Genomic DNA, 19509 nt, shown 5'->3' on the forward strand with positions numbered 1-19509 from the left:
ACGATCAACAGAGATTATTTGGAAAGAAACCGCATCCCTTCCTCCAACCCCCGCAACGTCAGCGGGAACATCTGGTCATCAATCAAATCCCGCACGATGTTGGTCGATGAGGTATAGCCCCAAGTGTCTTTCGGGTATGGGTTGATCCAGATGAGCTTCTTGTACTTTTCCTTGAAACGCTGCATCCACACGTACCCGGCTTCTTCATTCCAGTGCTCGACGCTGCCGCCGGCCTGGGTGATTTCATAGGGCGCCATGGCGGCATCGCCGATGAAGATCACTTTGTAGTCGGCGCCGTACTTGTGCAGCAGGTCCTGGGTGGCGGTGCGCTCAGAGGTGCGACGCATGTTGTTCTTCCACACCGATTCATAAATGAAGTTGTGGAAGTAGAAGTACTCCAGATGCTTGAACTCGGTCTTGCAGGCCGAGAACAGTTCTTCGCAGATCTTCACGTGGGCGTCCATCGAGCCGCCGATGTCGAACAACAACAGCAACTTGACGGTGTTACGGCGTTCCGGACGCATCTGGATGTTCAGCAGCCCGGCATCGCGTGCGGTGTGGTCGATGGTGCCGTCGATGTCCAGTTCTTCCGCCGCACCCTGACGGGCGAATTTACGCAGGCGCCGCAGGGCGACCTTGATGTTGCGCGTGCCCAGTTCGACCGAATCGTCGAGGTTCTTGTACTCGCGCTGATCCCAGACTTTGACCGCTTTGCCTTGGCGCTTGCCGGCATCGCCGACCCGAATGCCTTCCGGGTTGAAGCCACCGGAGCCAAACGGGCTGGTGCCGCCGGTGCCGATCCACTTGTTGCCGCCGGCATGGCGTTCTTTCTGTTCTTCCAGGCGTTTCTTGAACTCTTCGATCAGCTTGTCCAGGCCACCCAGGGACTGGATCGCGGCCCGCTCTTCATCGGTCAGGGAACGCTCGAATTCCTTGCGCAGCCAGTCTTCCGGAATCAACGCCTGGAGGTGATCGTCGAGCTTTTCCAGGCCGTTGAAGTAGGCACCGAAGGCCCGGTCGAACTTGTCGAAATGCTTTTCGTCCTTCACCAGAATCGCCCGCGACAAGTAATAGAACTCGTCCATGTCGGCGAAGGTCACGCGCTGTTTCAGCGCGTTGATCAGGTCCAGCAGCTCACGTACCGAGACCGGCACCTTTGCGGCACGCATTTCATTGAACAGGTTGAGCAGCATGGCGATCGCCTCTCTCTATCGGGGCTTAGCGAGAGCCGCGACGGCTCATGAACGCCAGACGCTCAAGCAATTGCACGTCTTGTTCGTTCTTCACCAAGGCGCCGGCCAGTGGCGGAATGGCCTTGGTCGGATCGCGCTCGCGCAGTACCGCTTCACCGATGTTGTCGGCCATCAGTAATTTCAGCCAGTCCACCAATTCCGAGGTCGATGGCTTCTTCTTCAGACCCGGCACCTTGCGCACGTCGAAGAACACGTCCAGCGCTTCGCTGACCAGGTCTTTCTTGATATTCGGGTAATGCACGTCGACGATCCGCTGCATCGTGACGCGATCCGGGAAGGCGATGTAGTGGAAGAAGCAGCGGCGCAGGAAGGCGTCCGGCAGCTCTTTCTCGTTGTTGGAGGTAATGATGATGATCGGGCGCTTCTTGGCCTTGATGGTCTCGTCGATCTCGTAAACGTAGAACTCCATCTTGTCGAGTTCTTGCAGCAGGTCGTTGGGAAACTCGATGTCGGCCTTGTCGATTTCATCGATCAGCAAGATCACCCGCTCTTCGGACTCGAAAGCCTCCCAGAGCTTGCCCTTCTTGAGGTAGTTGCGAACGTCGTGAACCTTTTCCGTGCCCAGCTGCGAGTCTCGCAGGCGGCTGACCGCGTCGTACTCGTACAGGCCTTGATGCGCCTTGGTGGTGGATTTGATGTGCCAGGTGATCAACTTGGCGCCGAAGGACTCCGCCAGTTGCTCGGCGAGCATGGTCTTGCCGGTGCCTGGCTCGCCCTTGACCAGCAGTGGCCGTTCCAGGGTGATGGCGGCATTGACCGCCAGCTTCAGGTCATCGGTGGCGACGTAGGCCTGGGTGCCTTCGAACTTCATCTGCTAATCCTCGAACGGTAACGCCGACCTGAACGAGGCAGGGCGGGGCGCAATAAATGGTCAGGCTCGACTATAACGCGCTGCCCGGTCGACTGTGAACGCAGACGGCTTATTCAGTCTCTGAATGGGGCGTCACATCTTGACTCATTCCGCATCCGGCTTGGGCCGCTCGTACTGGGCATTGAACGCCTCGATGAAACCATTACGTAAAATCTGCAAAAACGCCTCGAATGCGCTGATATCTTTCTGATGCACGCTCCCTCTGAGCTGGACGCGAGTGGCGAACTGGTTTTTCGGCTGGTTCTTCAGCACGTTCTCGGTGCCACCGACGAGTGCTTCCCAGATGGAACGGAATATTCCTTTGTTCTTGTTCTCCACATCCTGTTGCCAATTGAACACATCGACGTCGCGCAATAGCGGCTTGATGTAGCCGGTGAGTTGGCCCTTGTTGGCTTCGGCTTCGATGACCACGTCTCCATGGCCGGCATTGAAGTCGAACTTGCCGTAGGCCGAGGCGAAGTCGTTCATGCGTTTGAGTTCAAGGTTCCTGGCGCGCAGGCGAAATTCGAAGTCCTGGAAGTCGCTCAGCGGATCGAAGGTCGCCGTGGTTTCCAGCGGTGCATGCCCCAGCAACAGCGCCTTGCCGTCGAATCGGGCATCGCGTTTGCCTTTGGTGTCGACCACGTTGGTCAGGTTGTAAATGCTGGCATTGACCTGAGTGGCATTCATGTTCACGGGCGGTTTTGAATTGAAGTTTCGGAAGGTGACCCGCCCGTCGTTGATCCGCACTTCGTTCAGGGTAATCGGCAACAATTTTTCCAACTGTGCCCGCCAGTCGGTGCCCTCACCGGTCTGGGAGTTTTTCTTGTTGGCACCGCCGTCGACGAAGTTCACCTCGGGTTTGTCGAACTGCGCCTCGGCCACCACCGCGTGGTCATACCAGAGCGAGTGCCAGCTGACGGAGAGGTCAATCAATGGCGCGTTGACGAAAGGCACGGGAACCTTGCCATTGACCTTGACGATTTTCAGTCCATTGATTTTGTAGGCGCCGCGCCACAGGGCCAGGTCTACGTCGGTAATCTGCCCGCGGTAGTCACCCATGTTTGCCAATCTTTCGTTGAGGTAATCGCGCACCACGTAGGGCAGGGCAATGTGCAGGGCAACCAGCAGCAGAACGAGGCCAGCGAGGGTCCATAGGGGCCAACTGTATCGACGCTTCATGGCGGCAAATCTCTGGCGGTATAAAGCGATTGACTGCGGGGGTAAGCGGACGTTCGACTGACTGGACGACCACGGGTAACAGGCATACCTTGGACAGCTAATTCAACGCTGTATAAGGACCCAGCCATGAGCCGTATTTATGCTGACAACGCCCATTCCATTGGCAATACGCCGCTGGTTCAGATCAACCGTATCGCCCCGCGCGGTGTCACCATCCTGGCCAAGATCGAAGGGCGTAACCCCGGCTATTCGGTCAAGTGCCGGATCGGCGCGAACATGATCTGGGAGGGCGAAAGCAGCGGTAAACTCAAGCCCGGCATGACCATCATCGAACCGACTTCGGGCAATACCGGCATCGGCCTGGCGTTCGTTGCCGCTGCCCGCGGTTACCGACTGGTATTGACCATGCCCGCGTCCATGAGCATCGAGCGGCGCAAGGTGCTCAAAGCCCTTGGCGCCGAACTGGTGTTGACGGAACCGGCCAAAGGCATGAAAGGCGCGATCGAGAAAGCTGCCGAAATCCTCGCCAGTGATCCATCGACCTACTTCATGCCGGCGCAGTTCGAAAACCCGGCCAACCCGGCCATCCACGAAAAGACCACCGGGCCGGAAATCTGGAACGACACTGACGGTGCGGTCGACGTACTGGTGGCGGGTGTCGGGACAGGTGGAACCATTACCGGGGTTTCGCGGTATATCAAGAATACCCGGGGCAAACCGATTATCTCGGTGGCGGTGGAGCCGGTGGTGTCTCCAGTGATCACCCAGGCGATGGCTGGAGAGGAGATCAAACCGAGCCCCCACAAAATCCAGGGCATCGGCGCTGGTTTTGTGCCGAAGAACCTGGACCTGTCGATGGTCGACCGGGTCGAACTGGTCAGCGACGAAGAGTCCAAGGCGATGGCCCTGCGCCTGATGCAGGAAGAAGGAATTTTGAGCGGTATCTCCTGCGGCGCCGCCATGGCGGTGGCTGTGCGGCTGGCCGAAACCCCGGAAATGCAGGGCAAGACCATCGTGGTGATTCTGCCCGACTCTGGCGAGCGCTACCTGTCGAGCATGCTGTTCAGCGATCTGTTTACCGAACAGGAGAATCAGCAGTAGGAGCTGCCGAAGGTTCGGGTCGCGTTCGGACGATCTTTTGATCTTGCTTTTGAATCTCGTATGAAAGGGGGGTGATTCAGGTCAGCCCCCGTTCAGGAACCTTGTGTTAATAAGTGTTTGTTGCGTAATCCTTAACACTGAATGTTGAATGATGCGGGTATTTCCCGAGGCCGGTAGTGTTTATCATGGCTGATTGCCACGTCGGGTAAATGGCGTTGTGCAAAGTTACCTACTATCAAGGAGTTGTAGATGAACTTTTCCTTTGTCGCGAAGGCGTCGGTGTTGTTGCTGTTTCTCGGAAGCACGCTCTATGTGCACTTGCGTGGCAAGGCGCGTTTGCCGGTTCTGCGTCAGTTCGTCAATCACTCGGCCCTGTTCGCACCTTATAACGCCCTGATGTACCTGTTCTCCAGCGTGCCATCCAAACCCTACCTGGACCGCAGCAAGTTCCCCGAACTGGATGTGCTCAGGGACAATTGGGAAGTTATTCGCGACGAAGCGATGCATTTGTTTGACGAGGGCTACATTCGCGCCGCAGAAAGGAACAACGACGCCGGGTTCGGTTCGTTCTTCAAGAAAGGCTGGAAGCGCTTTTACCTCAAGTGGTACGACAAACCACTGCCATCAGCCGAAGCCCTATGCCCGAAAACCGTGGCACTGCTCAGCACAATTCCCAACGTCAAAGGCGCCATGTTCGCGTTGCTGCCAGGCGGCAGTCACCTCAATCCGCATCGCGACCCATTCGCCGGCTCCCTGCGTTATCACTTGGGGCTGTCGACGCCGAACTCCGACGATTGCCGGATCTTCGTCGACGGTCAGGTCTATGCCTGGCGTGATGGCGAAGACGTGATGTTCGATGAAACCTACGTGCATTGGGTCAAGAATGAAACCGAGCAAACTCGAGTCATTCTTTTCTGCGACATCGAACGGCCGCTGAGCAATCGTCTGATGACCCGCATCAACCGCTCGATCAGCGGCTGGCTGGGGCGCGCCACTGCACCCCAGAACCTTGATGATGAACGCGTTGGCGGGATCAACCAGGCCTATGCCTGGAGCAAGAACTTCAGCGACAAATTCAGCGGTATGGTCAAACGGTGGAAACGTCGTAACCCCAAGGCCTACCGCGTACTGCGGCCGGTGCTGGCGGTGGTGGTGTTGACGTTGTTGGGGTATTGGCTGTTTGGGTGAGGTTGGTTTCTACACAAAAAACCATCCTCGGTCAGTTAAGCCGTAATGCGATCCGTAGCAGCTGGCGAAGCCTGCGTTCGGCTGCGAAGCAGTCGTAAAATCAGCCAATATGGTGTTTCGGGTAAACCGAGGTGATTGGATTGACGACTGCTTCGCAGCCGAACGCAGCCTCGCTGGGGCTCGACAGCTGCTACAGCCCCTTTGTTCAAGTCATTGCTTTCCATGTCACACGCTGGTTATAGTCGGCCCTCGGTGGTTTCCCGAACCACCCTTTCACCCATCAAAAAAGATCAGCCCATGCCAGCTTCCCCCATCAACGCGGTAGTCGATTCAGCGGTCAACGCTGGCGTCGTGCCGTGCGGGAATCAGCAGTTTGCGCAGATCAGTCATTACCCCCCACCTGTCAGTAGCACGCCGGTGTGCGCAGTCGTATCACCGCCAGGCGTTGGCTTCTCGGGCTGATCAGCTTTTTTCTGCTGTTCCCATGCCCGTCTGAAAAAGCGCCCGCCTGAAAAAAACTACTGAATTTCAGCTTCGGCTGAGTTGGCTTTTTGCCTGACTACAGGTGGTATTCATGTTTGTCCTTTCGAAAAAATCCGCGCTCGCGGCGGCGTCCACGAGCCTGTTCGTTTTGCTGTGGAGCAGCGGCGCGATCTTCTCCAAATGGGGGTTGGCGCACGCATCACCCTTCGCCTTTTTGCTGATTCGTTTCGCCATTGCCTTGTGCGGGCTGGTGCTGTTGATGCCGTTGCTCAAGCTGAAACTACCCAAGGGCGGCAAGCCGATGTTGTATGCGATGGCCACGGGCGTGGTATTGCTGGGGGCTTATCAGATTTTCTATCTGCTGGCCCTGGACCTGAAGGTCACCCCCGGCATGATGGCAACCATCATGGGCGTGCAACCGATTCTCACCGTAGTGATCATGGAACGGCACCGATCAATAAGCCGGATCTTCGGTCTGGCGCTGGGCCTGGCCGGGTTGATCATGGTGGTTTACCAAGGCATCGGTCTGGCCGGCATGTCATTGGCTGGCATGCTCTTCGGTCTGTTGGCGCTGGCGAGCATGACGTTCGGCTCGATCATGCAGAAACGCATCACCGATAATCCTCTCGGCACACTGCCGGTGCAGTATCTGGCGGGGTTGTTGCTCTGCGGGATCTTCGTACCGTTCCAGCCGTTTCAATTCGAACACAGCACAGGGTTCATCGTGCCGGTGTTGTGGATGGGGTTGGTGGTATCAGTGCTGGCGACGCTGCTGCTGTATCGGCTGATTGCACGAGGCAATCTGGTGAATGTCACCAGTCTGTTTTACCTGGTGCCGGCGGTGACGGCGGTGATGGATTACCTGTTTTTCGGCAACCGACTGGCGGCGTTGAGCCTGCTGGGAATGGGGCTGATCATCGTCGGCCTGGTGTTTGTGTTCCGTAAGAGCGCTTGAAACCGAAAGGCCGCTCCAGGCACAGCTCCTGCACTGGATCTTCGTCGTAACACCGATCCAGTGTAGGAGCTGGCGTAGCCTGCGATCCTTTCGGGGCCGCCGGAGAGCAAGATCAAAAGATCTCAGCCTTCGGCAGCTCCAGGGGGAATGCATTTCCAGTGTAGGAGCGAGGCTTGCCCGCGAAGGCGTCATCAGCAACACCACATTACTACCGGGCAGCCACCTCAACCGGCTTCACCACCGCCGGCTTCAACACCAGCCACAACGCCAGCGCAATCAACACCCCGCCATAAAGGTGCGCCATCGATAGCGGCTCATCCAGCAACAGCGCCCCCCACAACACGCCGAACGGCGGGATCATGAAGGTCACGGTCATCGATTTCACCGGGCCAACCGACGTCAGCAAACGGAAGTAAATAATGTAGGCAAAGGCTGTGCAGACCAAACCCAACCCCAGCAACGACAGCCAGACACTCCAGCCACCCCAGCTCGCCGGTGGCTGGCTAATCACGCTGTAGCCAAACAGCGGCAGCAACAACAACGTCGCGCCGAGCATGCTGCCCAGCGCCGAAAGACGACTGTCGAGACCGCCGGCATGGTCGAGCCAGCGCCGGGCGAGGAACCCGGCAAAGCCATAGCAGGTGGTGGCCATCAGGCACGCCAGTGCGCCCATCAGCAGTTCCATGTTGAACGCTACCGGCCCGGCGCGGGTGAGGATGCCCACGCCGAACAGGCCGAGAAAGACGCCGCCCAACTTGGCGGCGGTGAGTTTTTCATGGAAGAACAATCCGCCGATCAGCACACCCATCAGCGGCGTGGTGGCGTTGAAAATCGCCGAGTAACCGGCCGGCAGCACCTGGGCGGCCACGGAATAGAGGGTCGCTGGAATCCCGGAGTTAATCATCCCCAGCAGCATCACCGTCTTGAATTTGCCTTTGAAATCCCAGCTGATGCGCATCAGCCCAAGGATCACCAGCAGCCCGACGGCGGCAATCGACACGCGAAAAAAAGCAGTGGGGATTGTGCCAATCACTGGGGCAATAACGCGCATGAACAGAAAACTCGCACCCCAAATGGCGGCAAGCGACAACATACGCAGGATATCGACGGGGTTCACAGCGCTTTCCTTCCTTGATTGGCGCGCAAGTGTCGCGCCAGTCAGGGCGCAAGGCAATGGTTGCGTTGCGTCACACAGGGCCACTAAGCTCAGGCTCCAACGACAAGAACAGCCGCCGAGGTTTTACCTATGCCGCAGCAATGGCCAGCCGCCGACATCGCCCGAATGATCCTCGATGGCTTTGACGATTACCGCGAGCATTTCCGTCAGATCACCGACGGCGCCCGAGCCCGTTTCGAGCAGGCCCAATGGCAAGAGACGCAAGTTGCGTCGGCGGCGCGGATCAACCTCTACGAAGAAAAGGTCGGCGAAACGGTAGGGCGCTTGCATGCTTCGTTTGAGACCGATGTGCTGATGGACGTCAGCAACTGGCCGCTGGTCAAAAGCGCTTACATCAGCCTGATCGACCTGCGCTTCGACGATGAACTGTCCGAGACCTGGTACAACTCGATTTTCTGCGGCCTGTTCAGCCATGACCTGATCAGCGACGGCTGCATGTTCATTCACACCACGCGGCCGAGCCTGCGCCGCGCCCGGGCCGCGCAAACCCGCACCTACAAGCCGCAGGGGCAGTTGTCCGGCATGCTCACGAGCATCTTTGCCGACTACCGCTTCAGCGAAGATTACGCCGATCTGGCCGGCGACCTGCGTCGCCTCGAAGCGCAATTGCGCGAGAACCTGCCGGACTGGGTCTGCAAGGACCCGCAGCTGAGCGTCGAACTGTTTTCCTCGGTGCTTTACCGCAACAAGGGCGCCTATCTGGTGGGGCGCATTTACACCCCCGACGAGCAATGGCCACTGGTGATTCCGCTGCTGCACCGCGAAGGCCGGGGTATCCAGATCGATGCGCTGATCACCGACGAGGCGGAGGTGTCGATCATCTTCTCCTTCACCCGTTCGTACTTCATGGTCGATGTGCCGGTGCCGGCGGAATTCATCGGCTTTCTCAAACGCATCCTGCCGGGCAAGCACATCGCCGAGCTGTACACCTCGATCGGCTTCTACAAGCATGGCAAGTCCGAGTTTTATCGCGCGCTGATCAATCACCTGGCCAACACTGACGACCAGTTCATCATGGCCCCCGGCGTGCGCGGCATGGTCATGAGCGTGTTTACCCTGCCGGGCTTCAATACCGTCTTCAAGATCATCAAGGACCGCTTCTCGCCGTCGAAAAACGTCGACCGCGCCACGGTGATCGAAAAGTATCGCCTGGTGAAAAGCGTCGACCGGGTCGGGCGGATGGCCGACACCCAGGAGTTCGCCGACTTCCGTTTCCCCTTGAGCAAGTTCGAACCGGCATGCCTGGAAGAGTTGCTCGAAGTGGCCGCGTCCACGGTCTCGGTGGAGGACGATACGGTGCTGATTCGTCACTGCTGGACCGAACGCCGGATGACGCCGTTGAACCTTTATCTGGAACACGCCAACGAGGCGCAGGTTCGCGAGGCGCTGGAGGATTACGGTCTGGCGATCAAGCAACTGGCGGCGGCGAACATTTTCCCCGGCGACATGTTGCTGAAGAATTTTGGCGTCACCCGTCACGGTCGTGTGGTGTTTTATGACTACGACGAGATCTGTTTCCTCACCGAAGCCAACTTCCGCCACATCCCGCAACCGCGCACACCGGAAGACGAAATGGCCTCCGAACCGTGGTACTCGATCGGGCCGCTGGATGTATTCCCCGAGGAATTTCCACCGTTCCTGTTTGCCGATTCGGGGCAACGAAAGTTGTTCGATCAGTTGCATGGCGAGTTGTACAACGCCGATTACTGGAAGAGTTTGCAGGAGGCGATACGGGCGGGGAAGGTGATTGATGTATTCCCGTACCGCCGCAAAGGCCTCGATAACGAATAGCCCACACCATCACACCTGACACTGATCGTTCCCACGCTCCGCGTGGGAATGCCTCCCCGGACGCTCCGCGTCCGCTCTTGGGACGCAGAGCGTCCCTTGCTGCATTCCCACGCAGAGCGTGGGAACGATCACACACCCGCAATCGCTGCCAAATCTGCGACAATCCGCCCCCTGCGCCACTAGACGACTTTTGCGTACCTGATGACTGACGAATCGCCTTCAATCGACAAACTGCTGAAAAACCTCGATCACGCCATGCTCGCCGACCGCCACCGGCTGCGGCGGCAGTTGCTTGAGCTGCGCAAGAAACCTGACGAGGCCAAACTGGCCCAGTGGGTGACGCGCACGCAGGCGTCCTGCGATCAGGTGTTGGCGCGGCGCGCCAGCCTGCCGGTGATTCGTTACGATGACAGCCTGCCAATCGCCGCCAAGCGCGACGAAATCAAAGCGGCGCTGCTCAAGCATCAGGTGCTGATCATTGCCGGCGAAACCGGGTCGGGTAAAACCACCCAGTTGCCGAAAATCTGCCTGGAAATCGGTCGCGGCCAGCACGGCCTGATCGGCCACACCCAGCCCCGTCGAATCGCCGCGCGCAGTGTGGCGAGCCGGGTCGCTGAAGAATTGGCGACGCCGTTGGGCGCGTTGGTCGGCTATCAGGTGCGGTTCGAGGATCAGAGCGATTCCAACACCCTGATCAAACTGATGACCGACGGCATCCTGCTGGCGGAAACCCAGAACGACCGTTACCTCGAACGCTACGACACGATCATCGTCGACGAAGCGCACGAACGCAGCCTGAACATCGACTTCCTGCTCGGTTACCTGAAAACCCTGTTGCCGCGTCGTCCGGACCTGAAAGTCATCATCACTTCGGCCACCATCGACCTGGAGCGTTTCTCCAAGCATTTCGATGATGCACCAATCGTCGAGGTCTCCGGTCGTACCTTCCCAGTGGAAACCTGGTACCGCCCGCTGACCCTGGAGCAGGATGAGGAGGGCAACCGCGTCGAGGATGACCTGACCGTGGATCAGGCGATTCTCGCCACCCTCGACGAGATTGCCGCGTTCGAACGCAGCGAGCGCAAGAGCCCGGGCGATGTGCTGGTGTTCCTGCCCGGCGAGCGCGAGATTCGCGACGCCGCCGACATGCTGCGCAAGGCCCAGCTCAAACACACCGAGATTCTGCCGTTGTACGCGCGGCTGTCGCCGGCCGAGCAACAGCGGATTTTCCAGTCCCACCCTGGGCGTCGCGTGGTACTGGCGACCAACGTCGCCGAAACCTCGCTGACGGTACCGGGCATCCGTTACGTGATCGACAGCGGCACCGCGCGCATCAGCCGTTACAGCTACCGCGCCAAGGTTCAGCGCCTGCCCATCGAAGCGGTTTCCCAGGCCAGCGCCAACCAGCGTAAAGGCCGTTGCGGGCGGGTCGAACCGGGTATTTGCATCCGCCTCTACAGCGAAGAAGATTTCATCGGTCGCCCGGAATTTACCGACCCGGAAATCCTGCGGACCAACCTCGCGGCGGTGATTTTGCAGATGCTCCATCTGCGCCTCGGCGAGATCACCGATTTCCCGTTTATCGAGCCGCCGGATGGCAAGGCCATCAGCGACGGTTTCAACCTGCTGCAAGAACTCTCGGCGGTGGACCGCAACAGTCAGCTGACGCCGCTTGGTCGCCAACTGGCGCGGTTGCCGGTGGACCCGCGCATGGGCCGCATGCTGCTGGAAGCGGCGAAACTGGGCAGCTTGCAGGAAGTGCTGATCGTCGCCAGCGCCATGTCGATTCAGGACCCGCGCGAACGTCCGCCGGAGCGTCAGCAAGCCGCCGATCAGGCCCACGCGCAGTGGAAAGACGTGGACTCGGACTTCGCCGGGCTGGTCAATCTGTGGCGTGGTTTTGAAGAGCAACGCCAGGCCTTGACCGCCAGCCCGCTGCGCAATTGGTGCCGCAAGAACTTCCTGAATTACCTGCGCCTGCGCGAGTGGCGCGACTCCCATCGTCAGTTGAGTCTGATCTGCCGCGATATGCAGTTGAGCCTCAACAAGGAGCCGGCGGATTACCCGAAACTGCACAAAGCCGTGCTCTCGGGGCTACTCAGCCAGATCGGTCAGAAAACCGATGAAGGCGATTACCTCGGTGCCCGTCAGCGACGCTTCTGGATTCACCCGTCGTCGGGCCTGGGCAAGAAGCGTCCGCAATGGCTGATGACCGCCGAACTGGTGGAAACCACCAAACTCTACGCGCGGATGGTCGCCAAGATCGACGCCGACTGGATCGAGCCGCTGGCCGGGCACCTGATCAAGAAAAACCACTTCGAACCCCATTGGGAGAAGAAGCGCGGGCAGGTCGTGGCCTTCGAGCAAATCACTCTGTTCGGGCTGATCGTGGTCGGGCGCCGGCCGGTGCATTACGGGCCGATCGACCCGGTGGTGTCTCGTGAGTTTTTTATTCGCGAAGGTCTGGTGCGCGGCGAGATTCAATCCAAAGCCAAATGTCTGACGGCCAACCAGAAATTGCTGGAACAGCTGGATGAACTGGAAGCCAAGGCGCGCCGCCGCGACATCCTCGCCGACGAAGAAACCTTGTTCGCCTTCTACGATGCGCGACTGCCAGCAGAGATCCACCAGACCGCGACCTTCGACAGTTGGTACCGGGTCAACAGTCAGAAAGACCCGCAGCTGCTGATCATGCGCGAAGAAGACGTGCTGGCTCGCGAAGCCAGCGAAGTCACCGCTGCGCATTACCCGGACACCCTGCACATCGGTGATCTGGAACTGGCGCTGAGTTATCACTTCGAGCCCAACCATCCGCGTGATGGCGTGACCTTGCGCGTGCCGGCGCCGCTGTTGCCGATGCTGCCGCCGGAACGACTGGAATGGCTGGTGCCGGGCGTGATCGAGGCCAAGTGCATTGCGCTGGTGCGCAACCTGCCTAAAGCGTTGCGCAAGAATTTCGTGCCGGTGCCGGACTTCGTCAAAGCCGCATTGCAGCGCATGACTTTCGCCGAGGGCTCGTTGCCTTTGGCATTGGGCCGTGAGTTGCTGCGCATGACCGGTGCGCGGGTCAGCGATGAAGCCTGGGCCGAAGCGTCGCAACAGGTCGACAGTCATTTGCGGATGAATCTGGAAATCGTCGACGGTCAGGGCAAGTTCCTCGGCGAAGGCCGTGACCTGGCCGAGCTGACCGCACGCTTTGCCGAGGCGAGCCAGGCTGCGTTGGCTGTACCGCAAACGGCGAAGAGCCAACAACCGGTGGAGCCGAAAGTCTTTGCCGCCGTGGCCGAAAAAACCCAGCAGAAAATCGCCGGGCTATCGATGACGGTGTATCCGGCGCTGGTGGAAGAGGGCGGTACAGTCAAGGAAGGTCGATTCTCGACCCCGGCCGAAGCCGAGTTCCAGCATCGCCGGGCCTTGCAGCGTTTGCTGATGCAGCAACTGGCGGAACCGGCGAAGTTCCTGCGCGGCAAGTTGCCGGGGCTGACCGAGTTGGGCCTGATGTACCGCGACATGGGGCGAGTCGACAGCCTGGTGGAAGACATTCTGCTGGCCAGTCTCGACAGCTGCATTCTCGAGGGCGAAGACCCATTGCCACGCGATGGCGCCGGGCTGGCGTCGCTGGCGGAGCGCAAACGCGGCGCCTGGACCGAGCACGCCGAACGGTTGGCCAAGCTGACGCTGGAGATTCTCAAGCTGTGGCACGGCCTGCAAAAACGCTTCAAGGGCAAGATCGACCTGGCGCAAGCCGTGGCCTTGAACGACATCAAGCAGCAGCTCAGCCATCTGGTGTATTCGGGGTTCGTACGCGAAACGCCGATGCCGTGGCTCAAGGAGCTGCCGCGTTACCTCAAGGCCGTCGAACAACGTTTCGAAAAACTCGGCGCTCAGGTGCAGAAGGACCGGGTCTGGAGCGGCGAATTGTCCGGCCTCTGGGCCCAATACCAGACCCGCGCCAACAAACACGCCCAGGAAGGCAAGCGCGATCCGCAGCTGGAACTCTATCGCTGGTGGTTGGAGGAATACCGGGTCTCGCTGTTCGCGCAGCAATTGGGGACCAAGGTGCCGATCTCCGACAAGCGCCTGAACAAGCAATGGAGCCAGGTCGAGCCATAACCCCTGTGGGAGCGAGCCTGCTCGCGATGAGGCCATCACATTCAACATTTATGTCGAATATTTGGCCGCCATCGCGAGCAGGCTCGCTCCCACATTAGATAGGCTGTTGCTCTTGCAAAAGGCGCCAAAAGCCAGCGTTTATGGCAAACTTCGCGCCTATAAACGCCAGCCCCGTGGTTTTGAGCCTCCACGGGCCCGGGCGGATCGGAATAAAGCGATGCCAGGTTTGCGTCCGGACCTGGAATAGACCCTTTGTGTGTTGGTACGTCGGTGCCAGCGCTTTCTGCCTGAACGGATTAGAGAAACGACCATGCATAACGTCGTCATCAGCGGCACCGGCCTGTACACACCGGCCAACAGCATTTCCAACGAAGAGCTGGTGCAGTCTTTCAACGCTTACGTCGCGCAGTTCAACGCCGACAACGCCGACGCCATCGCGCGCGGCGAAGTCGAGGCATTGACCGAATCCAACGCGGCGTTTATCGAAAAAGCCTCCGGCATCAAAAGCCGCTTTGTCATGGACAAGGACGGCATCCTCGATCCGCAGCGCATGGCACCACGCCTGCCAGAACGTTCCAACGACGAGTGGTCGGTGCTTTGCCAGATGGCCATCGGCGCGGCCGAACAAGCCTTGCAGCGCGCCGGCAAGACCGCCGCTGACATCGACGGCGTAATCGTCGCCTGCTCCAACCTGCAACGCGCCTACCCGGCCATCGCCATCGAAGTCCAGGAAGCGCTGGGCATTCAGGGGTTCGGTTTCGACATGAACGTCGCCTGTTCCTCGGCGACTTTCGGCATCCAGGCTGCGGCCAACAGCGTGCAACTGGGCCAGGCCCGGGCGATCCTGATGGTCAACCCGGAAGTCTGCACCGGTCACCTGAATTTCCGCGACCGCGACAGCCACTTCATCTTCGGCGACGCCGCCACGGCGGTGATCATCGAACGTGCGGATCTGGCGACGTCCAAGTACCAGTTCGACGTGGTCAGCACCAAACTGCTGACCAAGTTCTCCAACAACATCCGCAACAACTTCGGCTTCCTCAACCGCGCTGCGGAAGAGGGCATCGGTGCCCCCGACAAGCTGTTCGTCCAGGAAGGCCGCAAGGTGTTCCGCGATGTCTGCCCGATGGTCGCCGAGCTGATCGCCACGCACCTGGAAGAAAACCAGCTCAACGTCAGCGACGTGAAGCGCTTCTGGCTGCACCAGGCCAACCTCAGCATGAACCACCTGATCGTCAAGAAGCTGCTGGGCCGCGAAGCCACCGAAGAAGAAGCCCCGGTGATTCTCGACACCTATGCCAACACCAGTTCTGCCGGTTCGGTGATTTCGTTTCACAAGAATCAGGACGATCTGATCAGCGGTTCGCTGGCGGTACTCAGCTCGTTCGGCGCCGGCTACTCGATCGGTAGTGTGATTCTGCGCAAGCGCTGATGTTTGTGTGGCGAGGGCTTGCCCTAATACCAGTCAGTTGGGCCGTAATGCAATCTGTAGCAGCTGCCGAAGGCTGCGTTCGGCTGCGTAGCAGTCGTAAAATCAGAAACTGCGGTACGTCAAGCAGACCGCGTTAGCCAGATCACGACTGCTTCGCAGCCGAACGCAGCCTTCGGCAGCTGCTACAAGAATTGCGTAGCTGCTGAAATGGCGCTCCAACGGTGGGCAAGCCCCTCGTCACAATATCGGTAGTTCTGAAACGAGGTTTGCATGGCCGCAGCTGACGACACCCTATTGCTCGAACGCCTGCTGGCGGGCGAGCAGAGGGCTTTCAAGGAACTGGTCAGCACCTACCAGAGCGCCATGCGCGCGGTGGCCTATGCCATCGTCGGCAACCGACACGTCGACGAGGTGGTACAGGATGCATGGCTGTCGGTGGTGCGCAATCTCGGCGGGTTCGAGGGGCGTTCGAGCCTCAAGACCTGGCTGCTGACCATCACCGCCAACTCGGCGAAGAGCCGCTACAAGCAAAACCGCCGGGAAGTGCTGCTCGATGATCTGCCGTCGCCTCACGGCACCCTCGATGACGATCGTTTTTCATCGACTGATGGTCACTGGCTGGTGGCGCCGTACGCTTGGCATCAGGATACGCCAGAGGCCCTGTTGACCGAAAACGAACTGCGCGAATGTCTGGAGCACACGCTGCTCAGCCTGTCGGAACTGCAAAGCAGTGTTTTGCTGTTGCGTGAGCGACAGGGACTGGAGTTGGAGGAGATCTGTAATCTTCTGGAGATCTCGCTCTCCAATGTTCGTGTGCTGCTGCATCGGGCACGGTTGAAGGTCTTTGCGACCGTGGAGCATTTTGAGGAAACCGGCGAATGTTGACCTGCAAGGAACAAGTGGCGCGCTCCAGTGATTATCTCGATGGCCAATTGAGTTTTCGAGAACGACTGATGATGCGACATCATTTGATGTTTTGCCCCAATTGCCGACGGTTCATTCGGCAGATGCGGTTGATGCAGGCCACCTTGAAAGTGATGCCCGAGCCGCCTGTACCTGATCTGGATGCGCTGGCTGAACGGCTTGCCAACGAACATCTGAAGAACAAACCGTAGTTTTTCCGCCCGTAACATACCCCTTCAGCCGCTCTAGCTTACGGCTTGCAGCTCATCCCTTGGCGCTGCTTTTCTGTTATTTCGATTCGAAGTAAAAAAGTTCCCCTGTCATAAAATCTTTATCTATCAGCAACCCGGCTGAAATACCCCGCCTCCAAGATTCCCTCCCAACACAAGCGGGCCAGACCCGCGTGTTTCCAAGCTACAGACCACCAATTAGGGGAACTCTTCGATGATCCGTAAGCACTTCGCCGGTTTTGCCGCCAGCGCATTGGCCATGGCAGTAACCGCCCAGGCTTTCGCTGGCACCGTCACCACTGACGGCGCCGATATCGTAGTCAAAACCAAGGGCGGCCTCGAAGTCGCCACCACCGATAAAGAATTCAGCTTCAAACTCGGCGGTCGCTTGCAGGCTGACTACAGCCAGTTCGATGGTGTCTACACCAAAAACGGCGATACCGCTGACGCGGCCTACATCCGTCGTGGCTTCCTGGAACTGTCCGGTGTGCTGTACACAGATTGGGCTTACACCATCAACTACGACTTCTCCCACAACAGCGGTGATTCCGATAACGGTTACTTCGACGAAGCGTCGTTGGCCTACAACGGCTTCAAACCGGTCTCGATCAAAGTCGGTCGTTTCGACCCGGATTTCGGCCTGGAAAAAGCCACCAGCTCCAAGTGGGTCACTGCGCCAGAACGCAACATGGCGTACGACATGGTCGATTGGGCGAACAGCCACCAGAATGGTCTGGGCCTGCAAGCCTCCAGCACCTTCGCTGATTCGTTCTACGCTTCCGCCGGCGTGTTCAGCAAAGACACCGACGATACCGATGGCGACAGCGTTAAACAGGTCAACGGCCGCTTTGTATTCGCGCCGATGCATGACGCCGGCAGCGTGCTGCACTTCGGTGTGAACGTGGCTTCCCGTGATGTCTCCGATACGGCGTTCGACTCGCGTTATCGCACCCGCATGGGCATGCGTGGCGTTGAAACCCTCGGCGGCAACGATGCCGGTACCAACGGCAACCGTCCGGTGCTGGGCGGCAGTTCCACTTCGGCTGCCGGCTCCTATGACCGTGATGACGCTTACGGCCTGGAAGCCGCATTCGCCATGGGCCCGGCCTCGATCCAGGGTGAATACATCGCCCGCAAAACCAAGGCCGATGCCAGCAACCTTGAAGACATCAAAGGTCACGGTTTCTACGTTCAGGGTGCCTACACCCTCACCGGCGAAGCCCGTGGCTATAAAGTCGGCAAGTTCGATGCGATCAAGCCAGCCAACAAGTCCATCGGCGCCTGGGAGCTGTTCTATCGTTACGACAGCCTGACCGTCGAAGACGACAACATCACCACTGCCAGCCTGACCCGCGATGTCGGCGATGCCGAAGCCCAAGTGCATACCCTGGGCGTCAACTGGTACGCCAACGAAGCAGTGAAAATCACTGGCGCCTACCTCAAGGCCAAGACGGACAACGTGACCAATGCCACAGCGGCCAGCGGCACGACGCCTGCCCGTCGCACCGGTGATGACAGCGGTGACGGCTTCGTGGTCCGTGCTCAATACGTGTTCTAAATCGCAGTAAACGCTGTATGAGCTCTTTCTTCATCCGTTAAAGCTCCTCTCGTTTTAACCCCGCCTTGGCGGGTTTTTTTTTGTTTCGGGTTAGGCAATCAGATAAGCGATACTCCTCCCATCTGTAGAAAAATGATGGTCGGGGATACTAATGCCGCTGCAACGTCTGGAAAGTCTGTCCGAAATCGCGCCGCACACCTGGGACGCGCTGGTACCGCAAACTCAGCCGTTTCTGCGCCATGCCTTTCTGAGTGCGTTGGAAGACAGCGCCAGCCTCGGCCCGCATTCCGGCTGGCAGCCCGAGCATTTGTTGCATATCGAAGGCGATCGTCTGATCGCCGCGCTGCCCAGTTACCGCAAATGGCATTCCTACGGCGAGTACGTGTTCGACCATGCCTGGGCTGAAGCCTGTGAGCGTGCCGGCATCGACTACTACCCCAAACTGTTGACGGCGGTGCCGTTCAGCCCGGTCAGCGGGCCGCGATTGCTGGCGGCGACGATCGAGGACGGTTTCGAACTCCTGCAGAGCCTGCCGGGTTATCTGGAAATCGAAGGACTCTCCAGCGCCCATATCAACTTCACCGATCCATTCACCGATGCGGCATTGGCCGAACAGCCAGGCTGGTTGCAGCGCATTGGCTGTCAGTACCACTGGCAGAATCGCGGCTATCGGGATTTTCAGGACTTCCTCGACGCCCTCAGTTCGCGCAAGCGCAAGCAAATGCGCAAGGAGCGTGAGCAAGTGGCGGGGCAGGGTATCGACTTCGAATGGCTGGAAGGACGGCAACTGGATCAGGCGCAGTGGGACTTTGTGTATGCCTGCTACGCCAATACCTACGCGGTGCGTCGGCAAACGCCGTATCTGACCCGGGAATTTTTCAGTCTATTGGCCGAGCGCATGCCGGAATCGATTCGTGTGGTGCTGGCTAAACAGGGCTCACGACCGGTGGCCATGGCCTTCAGTCTGGTCGGGGGCGACAGCTTTTACGGTCGTTACTGGGGCTGCCTCGCGGAGTTCGATCGTCTGCATTTCGAGACTTGTTTCTATCAAGGCATGGATTACGCGATTGCCAACGGCTTTCAGCGTTTTGACGCTGGCGCTCAGGGCGAGCACAAGTTGATTCGTGGCTTTGAACCGGTGATCACCCATTCCTGGCATTACCTGCGACACCCAGGCTTGAAGGCGGCGGTGAAAGACTTCCTTGAGCGTGAGCGGGTCGGGGTCATGGGGTATGCGGAAGAGGCGAAGACTGCCTTGCCTTACCGGCAAGGCTGATCTTCGCGTTATGCCCC

At 58.9% G+C, this 19509-nt stretch carries 15 protein-coding genes; 11 read left to right on the plus strand and 4 right to left on the minus strand.

The window, feature by feature from the left end:
- Window positions 1–14: 14 nt before the first annotated feature.
- The 3 genes from IB250_RS13155 to IB250_RS13165 form a co-directional block, all read right to left on the minus strand.
- On the minus strand, window positions 15–1193 hold the full coding sequence (locus IB250_RS13155; protein WP_038979369.1) for a vWA domain-containing protein: 1179 nt from the start codon (window positions 1191–1193) through the stop codon (window positions 15–17).
- 25 nt (window positions 1194–1218) lie between these two features.
- The gene (locus IB250_RS13160) at window positions 1219–2064 is read right to left on the minus strand and encodes an AAA family ATPase (protein ID WP_038979370.1); all 846 of its coding nucleotides are present in this window, start codon (window positions 2062–2064) and stop codon (window positions 1219–1221) included.
- Between the two features lie 144 nt (window positions 2065–2208).
- Window positions 2209–3285 (minus strand): DUF748 domain-containing protein, encoded by a 1077-nt coding sequence (locus tag IB250_RS13165; protein ID WP_192344384.1) that lies wholly within the window; start codon window positions 3283–3285, stop codon window positions 2209–2211.
- A 126-nt stretch (window positions 3286–3411) separates the two neighbouring features.
- On the opposite strand from IB250_RS13165, the gene cysK reads away from it, so the two are divergent.
- The 4 genes from cysK to IB250_RS13185 all read left to right on the plus strand — a co-directional run bounded on the left by cysK (window position 3412) and on the right by IB250_RS13185 (window position 7012).
- On the plus strand, window positions 3412–4386 hold the full coding sequence (gene cysK, locus IB250_RS13170; RefSeq protein WP_123501108.1) for a cysteine synthase A: 975 nt from the start codon (window positions 3412–3414) through the stop codon (window positions 4384–4386).
- A gap of 249 nt (window positions 4387–4635) precedes the next feature.
- A complete protein-coding gene (locus IB250_RS13175) occupies window positions 4636–5574 on the plus strand; it encodes an aspartyl/asparaginyl beta-hydroxylase domain-containing protein (RefSeq protein WP_192344385.1) in 939 nt (312 codons plus the stop codon).
- 297 nt (window positions 5575–5871) lie between these two features.
- The gene (locus IB250_RS13180; RefSeq protein ID WP_192344386.1) at window positions 5872–6036 is read left to right on the plus strand and encodes a hypothetical protein; all 165 of its coding nucleotides are present in this window, start codon (window positions 5872–5874) and stop codon (window positions 6034–6036) included.
- Between the two features lie 112 nt (window positions 6037–6148).
- Complete coding sequence (locus IB250_RS13185; RefSeq protein WP_192344387.1) at window positions 6149–7012, plus strand: DMT family transporter; 864 nt, start codon at window positions 6149–6151, stop codon at window positions 7010–7012.
- A 208-nt stretch (window positions 7013–7220) separates the two neighbouring features.
- On the opposite strand, the gene IB250_RS13190 is transcribed toward IB250_RS13185, so the two are convergent.
- A complete protein-coding gene (locus tag IB250_RS13190; RefSeq protein ID WP_192344388.1) occupies window positions 7221–8129 on the minus strand; it encodes a DMT family transporter in 909 nt (302 codons plus the stop codon).
- Between the two features lie 129 nt (window positions 8130–8258).
- Between IB250_RS13190 and aceK the strand changes: the two genes are divergently transcribed.
- The 7 genes from aceK (at window position 8259) to IB250_RS13225 (ending at window position 19492) form a co-directional block, all read left to right on the plus strand.
- Window positions 8259–9980: a bifunctional isocitrate dehydrogenase kinase/phosphatase gene (aceK, locus tag IB250_RS13195; RefSeq protein ID WP_192344389.1), complete on the plus strand. Its 1722-nt coding sequence runs from the start codon at window positions 8259–8261 to the stop codon at window positions 9978–9980.
- A 201-nt stretch (window positions 9981–10181) separates the two neighbouring features.
- Window positions 10182–14093, plus strand: a complete 3912-nt coding sequence (gene hrpA, locus IB250_RS13200) for an ATP-dependent RNA helicase HrpA (RefSeq protein ID WP_192344390.1) — start codon at window positions 10182–10184, stop codon at window positions 14091–14093.
- Between the two features lie 310 nt (window positions 14094–14403).
- Window positions 14404–15525 carry a beta-ketoacyl-ACP synthase III gene (locus IB250_RS13205; protein ID WP_192344391.1) on the plus strand — a complete coding sequence of 374 codons (1122 nt, stop codon included), beginning with the start codon at window positions 14404–14406 and terminating at the stop codon, window positions 15523–15525.
- A 270-nt stretch (window positions 15526–15795) separates the two neighbouring features.
- A complete protein-coding gene (locus tag IB250_RS13210) occupies window positions 15796–16410 on the plus strand; it encodes an RNA polymerase sigma factor (protein ID WP_007898730.1) in 615 nt (204 codons plus the stop codon).
- Complete coding sequence (locus IB250_RS13215; protein ID WP_123501124.1) at window positions 16404–16640, plus strand: anti-sigma factor family protein; 237 nt, start codon at window positions 16404–16406, stop codon at window positions 16638–16640. The genes IB250_RS13210 and IB250_RS13215 overlap by 7 nt, the downstream gene beginning before the upstream one ends.
- A 232-nt stretch (window positions 16641–16872) precedes the next feature.
- Window positions 16873–18216, plus strand: a complete 1344-nt coding sequence (locus tag IB250_RS13220; protein ID WP_192344392.1) for an OprO/OprP family phosphate-selective porin — start codon at window positions 16873–16875, stop codon at window positions 18214–18216.
- Window positions 18217–18367: 151 nt separating this feature from the next.
- On the plus strand, window positions 18368–19492 hold the full coding sequence (locus IB250_RS13225) for a GNAT family N-acetyltransferase (protein ID WP_192344393.1): 1125 nt from the start codon (window positions 18368–18370) through the stop codon (window positions 19490–19492).
- The last annotated feature ends 17 nt before the right edge of the window (window positions 19493–19509 follow it).

Origin of the sequence: Pseudomonas sp. PDM09, assembly GCF_014852305.1 — a bacterium.
Lineage (GTDB): Bacteria > Pseudomonadota > Gammaproteobacteria > Pseudomonadales > Pseudomonadaceae > Aquipseudomonas.